The organism is Caldimonas taiwanensis NBRC 104434 (assembly GCF_001592165.1).
Taxonomy (GTDB): Bacteria; Pseudomonadota; Gammaproteobacteria; order Burkholderiales; family Burkholderiaceae_C; genus Caldimonas; species Caldimonas manganoxidans.
This window is the reverse complement of record NZ_BCWK01000042.1, coordinates 1-4716: the sequence shown is the minus strand read 5'-3', so window position 1 is coordinate 4716 and position 4716 is coordinate 1. Positions and strand designations below refer to the sequence as shown.

Annotated in this window: 5 protein-coding genes and 1 pseudogene; all 6 read left to right on the top strand. The window is 70.1% G+C overall.

Annotated elements, in window-relative coordinates; translation table 11 throughout:
• Window positions 1-601, top strand: a pseudogene (locus CTA01S_RS15700) (hypothetical protein); the annotation flags it as partial.
• Entirely contained in the window at window positions 598-2160 is a 1563-nt protein-coding gene (locus tag CTA01S_RS15695; protein ID WP_062196801.1) for a hypothetical protein, read from the top strand. The pseudogene CTA01S_RS15700 and the gene CTA01S_RS15695, both read left to right, overlap by 4 nt.
• A 2-nt stretch (window positions 2161-2162) precedes the next feature.
• The gene (locus CTA01S_RS15690) at window positions 2163-2951 is read left to right on the top strand and encodes a DUF2163 domain-containing protein (RefSeq protein ID WP_062196800.1); all 789 of its coding nucleotides are present in this window, start codon (window positions 2163-2165) and stop codon (window positions 2949-2951) included.
• 18 nt (window positions 2952-2969) lie between these two features.
• Complete coding sequence (locus CTA01S_RS15685; protein ID WP_062196799.1) at window positions 2970-3197, top strand: hypothetical protein; 228 nt, start codon at window positions 2970-2972, stop codon at window positions 3195-3197.
• A complete protein-coding gene (locus tag CTA01S_RS15680; protein ID WP_062196798.1) occupies window positions 3194-3409 on the top strand; it encodes a hypothetical protein in 216 nt (71 codons plus the stop codon). Before CTA01S_RS15685 ends, CTA01S_RS15680 begins: the two co-directional genes overlap by 4 nt.
• The coding region (locus CTA01S_RS15675) for a phage tail protein (RefSeq protein WP_198150903.1) at window positions 3409-4716 on the top strand (1308 nt) is incomplete at its 3' end. The genes CTA01S_RS15680 and CTA01S_RS15675, both read left to right, overlap by 1 nt.

Genomic DNA, 4716 nt, shown 5'->3' with positions numbered 1-4716 from the left:
TACGTTGAACGTGCGCCTCAACGGCGTGCTCGCGATCACCCTGTCGGCGCAGAACACCACCCAGGGCGGCGGGCCGCTGCTCACCGCCTTCGCAGGCAGCGTGCCGGGCCAATCCTGCCCGGTCACCGTCGATGTGGACGACCTGTACCTCGCCGACACCAGCGGCACGATCAACAACAACTTCCTCGGCGACGTTCGGGTCGATGCGCTCCAGCCCCAGGCCGACGGGGCACTGAACCAGTGGACGGTCGAAGGCGCATCCAGCGCTTGGGCTGCGGTGAGCGACGGCGATGAGGCCAGCGGCATCCGCGCGGATGCGGCCGGCCTGCGCCAGAGCTTCGACATCGCGCCGCTGCCGGCGATGGCCACGCCCGCCATCCACGGCGTGCAGGTGACGCTGCTGGCGCGCAAGACCGATGCCGGTCTGGGCAGCGTCAAGGGCTTGGTCAAGAGCGGCACGCAGATCGCCGTCAGTTCCAGCCTTGTCCTGCAAGAGCAACTGGCCTGGCACACGGCGCTGTTCGAGCGCAACCCGAACGGCAACGTGCAGTGGACGGAAGCCGTCTTCAACGCGGCTGAGTTCGGCGTGGAGTCGGCATGACCGAGCGCACCGTCGCCGAGCAGCGGGTAGAGCTCAGCAGCGCGCCGGTTGCAGGCGGCGGGCTGGCCGCCTTGCGTGGCGAAGTGCTCGCCCGGGCGGCCTTCGGTGCGGCCGCGGCTGACTTCACGCTGGAGACGGCCGCCTCGCCCTGGCCGCCCGATCGGGCCGCAATACTGCTGGCGGAATCGCTGGCTGCGCCGATTCCGCCCGTTAATGCGCCAGCTTTCCTGGTTGAAGTGTTGCGCCGCGACACGGCATCCAGCGCCATCGTTGCCACCGGCATGGATGCCTTCGGCGATGCGCCCTGGCCGGACGCCCCGCGCGGGGTGTTTGCCTTCCGCCACGACTGGGCCGAACCGCTCATCGAGCGCTTGCAGTGGCAGACGGCCGTCGCGCGGCTGGCCAGCGGCAACGAGGCGCGGCAGGCGCTGCGCCTGGCGCCGCGCCGTACGCTGACCTACCACGTGGGCCACGGACGCGCCAGCGATGCGCTGGTGGCCGACTGGCTGGCCGACCATCTCGGGCAACTGGCGCTGTGGCCGCTGCCGCAGCGGGCGTGCGCGCTCGTGCAGCCGGCGCAGGCGGGGGATGAGGCGCTGGCCGTGACGGCGTTCGACGCGGCCTGGTGGGAGCCGCCGACGGCAGAGCTGCGCCTGACAGACTTCGGCCTTGCGCGCGTGGACACCGCCATGCCGCAGGCGCTGGTGATCGCCGCCGATGGCTGGCAGGTGGTGGCAATCTCCGAAGTGGAGCCGGACCTGCTCTGGCTGGATGCGCCGCTGGCGCGCGCGGTGCCGGCAGGCGCGGCAGTCCTGCCGCTGGTGTGGGGCCGGGCGCTGGAGGCGGCCGATCTGGCGCAGTGGGTGCCCGGCGTGGCCGGCGGCCGCGTGACAGCCAGCCTCACGCTGCCGGCGATGCCGGACATGGACCTGCTCGACGATCCCATGCTCGACGGCCTGCCGGTCTGGCCCGACGGCAACTGGCGCGAGGATCCGGCCGCCACCGCGCAGGCCGCGCTCACCCGGCAAGACCTCTCGCCCGCCGAGCCGTGGGCGCGCCGCGATGACCCGTGGCCGACGACGACGTTCCAGCGGCGCTATCTGGCGGCCGGCGCAGAGGAGATCGAACGCTGGCGCGCGCGGTTGTGGCGTACGCAAGGCCGCCTGGAAGCCTTCTGGCTGCCCGATGGGCTGGCGCCGGTGCTGCGGGTGACGGCAGAGGCTGACCCCGATGATGGCTTCCTGCGGGTGACGGGCGAGGAGATCTCGGCCTTCTGGCACCGCCCCGCCGCCGCGCTGATCCTGCACCCGGACGGCACGCGCCAGCACGCGCTCACGGCCACGGCCCATCGCGATGCGGGCGGCGTGCTGGTGCTGCGCTCGGGGCTGGACGTGCCGGTGCCCGCCGGCAGCCGCGTGGTGCGGCTTGCGCGCTGCCGCCTCGACCACGACGCCGTCGATCTTTACTGGCACACGCCCACGCTGGTCGAGATGCCCATCACCGCGTGTCAACTGCCGCATCCGCGCGGCAATGACCGCGTCCTCTATGTCGGTTACTGACCATGAGCACAACGACACTTGCCGAAGTCGAGCTCTACGCCTTCGCCAGCAACAGCGCGCAGTTCCACCTGACCCCGCACGAGTTCGACGTCGATCTGGGCGGTACGGTGTACGTGAGTACGCCCATCGAGCGCAACGAACTCGCGCTGGGTGCCGAGGCCGCCAAATCCGCGCTGGAACTCAAGCTGCCGCCGAACTGTGATCTGGTGCGGCATCTGCTGGCGGCTTCGCTGACCGGGGAGGCTACCTCTGTTACCCTGCGCATCGCCCGGCGCGACCCATTGAGCGACACCTGGTGGATCGCCGGCACGCGCTGGATGGGCCGGGTGCTGGGCGTCGAAGTGGCGGACGATGCGGCGCGCGTGCGCTGCGAGTCCGCGCAGGTCAGTCTCAAGCGCATCGGCTTGCGGCGGCTCTACAGCCGCACGTGTTCCCACGTGCTGTATTCGGCGGCCTGCGGGGCGACACCGATCACGGCCAGCGCCATCGTGAGCAACAGCACGGGGCGCAGCGTCGATCTCGACGGCGGCGTGCCCGGCAGCGTCAGCGGCGGCCTGGCCGGTGGCTGGCTGCAAACCCCGGAAGGTGCGCGCCACATGATCGTGAGTGAAACGGGCGGCGGCGTCGAGTTGCTCTATCCCACGACCATCGAGCCCGGCACCGAGGTGCTGCTGACGGTGGGCTGCGACCACAGCACGGCCACGTGCGCGTCGCGCTTCGGCAACCTCGACAACTACGGCGGCTTCCCGTTCATCCCGAGCAAAAACCCGTTCTCGACCGGCGTGTTCTGAATCCCTGGAGAGATCGCCATGTGGTACCTCGTCGTCATCGTGGTGGCGGCGCTGGTTTCGGTCGCGCTCGCGCCGAAACCGCCCGAGCCCAAGCCGGCGTCGCTGTCCGACATCGATGCCCCCACGGCCGAAGAAGGCCGGCCCATTCCCGTCGTCTTCGGCTCTGTGCTCATCCGGGGCGCCAACGTCGTCTGGTACGGCGACCTGGAAGCCGAACCGATCAAGAAGAAAGGCGGCAAGAAATGAGCAGCGACGTCCTCGTCACCATCGCCCACGTGCGCGCCGCGGGCCTGTGCGTGCACGGCACGCGCACCTGGTTTGCGCGGCAGGGCCTGGACTTTCGCGCCTTCCTGCGTGAAGGGGTGGATGCCGAGGTCTTGCTCGCCACGGGTGATGCGATGGCGCTTCGCGTGGTCGAGCACGCCCGCCATCGATCCAGCCAAGGGGAGCACGGCTGATGGGTGGCCGCAGCAAGAAGCAAACCGTCGGCTACCGCTACCGCATGGGCCTGCATCTGGTGCTGTGCCAGGGGCCGGTCGATGCGGTGCAGGAAATCCAGATGGGCGAGCGTACCGCGTGGGGGGATGCCGACCGCGCGCCGCTCGCAAGCGGCCACGGGCTCGCCAGCCTCTGGATCGACAAGCCCGCGCTGTTTGGCGGCGACGAGCGCGAAGGCGGCGTGGTCGGCACCATCGATGTGCTCCCGGGCCATGCCGGTCAGGAGCGCAACGACTACCTGATGAGCCGCCTGGGGCCCTCCATTCCGGCCTTCCGGGGTGTGCTGTCCTTGGTGGCACGCAAGATCCTGTTCGCGGCCAACAACCCCTACATCAAACCCTGGGCCGTGCGCGTGCGGCGCTTCACGGCGGGGTGGTTCGATACGCCGTGGATGGCGTGGAACGCTGAAGTCCGCACCTGGGATGAGATTGAGGCGCGCGAGATCAGCGTCGGTATGAACCCGGCCCACATCCTGGTGCAGTGCCTGACCGACCCGCACTGGGGCATGGGCTATCCGCAGAGCAGCATCGGCTGGAGTTTCTGGAACGCGGCGTGGGCGCTGTCGAGCGAAGGCTTCGGCCTCAATCTGATCTGGACCCGCCAGCAGCCCATCGAGAGCTTCATCGCCCAGGTGCTCGACCACATCGGCGGCATCCTCTACACCGACCCGGAGCAAGGCACGTTCGAGCTGAAACTGCTGCGCGACGACTACTGGATCGATAGCCTGCCGCTCCTGGGCCCCGACGAGATCGTGCGCGTGGAGCGCTTCGAGCGCGCGCAGTGGGGGGAACTCCCCAACGAGATCACCGTGGTCTACACCGACTGGGCCACAGGAGGTGAGGCGACCGTCTCCGTGCAGAACCTCGCCGCCATCCAGTTGCAAGGCGGCGTCATCAACCAGCGCCGCGACTATCCGGGCGTGAACCACGGGCCGCTGGCCGCGCGGCTGGCCTTGCGCGACCTGCGCGCCCTGGGCTCGCCGCTGGCCCGGATGAGCCTGACCGTGGCACGCGACACGCTGGAGCGTGCGCCGTTGCCGGGCGAGGTGTTCCTGCTGCACTGGCCACGGCTGGGCATCGAGCGCATGGTCGTGCGCGTGACCGGCATCGACACCGGCGCGCTGGGCGCGGCCGAATGGCGCATCGAAGCGGTGGAGGACGTCTTCGGCATGGGCCAGACCGTGCTCACGCCCACCCCACCACGCCTCGAGGAGCCGCCACTCGAACCGCTGCCGCCGGCCCTGGTGCTGGCCGTGGAGGTGCCGTAT

Coding starts and splice junctions, on each gene's coding strand:
- CTA01S_RS15685 (WP_062196799.1), top strand. CDS start 2,970: ATGTGGTACCTCGTCGTCATCGTGGTGGCGGCGCTGGTTTCGGTCGCG.
- CTA01S_RS15695 (WP_062196801.1), top strand. CDS start 598: ATGACCGAGCGCACCGTCGCCGAGCAGCGGGTAGAGCTCAGCAGCGCG.
- CTA01S_RS15680 (WP_062196798.1), top strand. CDS start 3,194: ATGAGCAGCGACGTCCTCGTCACCATCGCCCACGTGCGCGCCGCGGGC.
- CTA01S_RS15690 (WP_062196800.1), top strand. CDS start 2,163: ATGAGCACAACGACACTTGCCGAAGTCGAGCTCTACGCCTTCGCCAGC.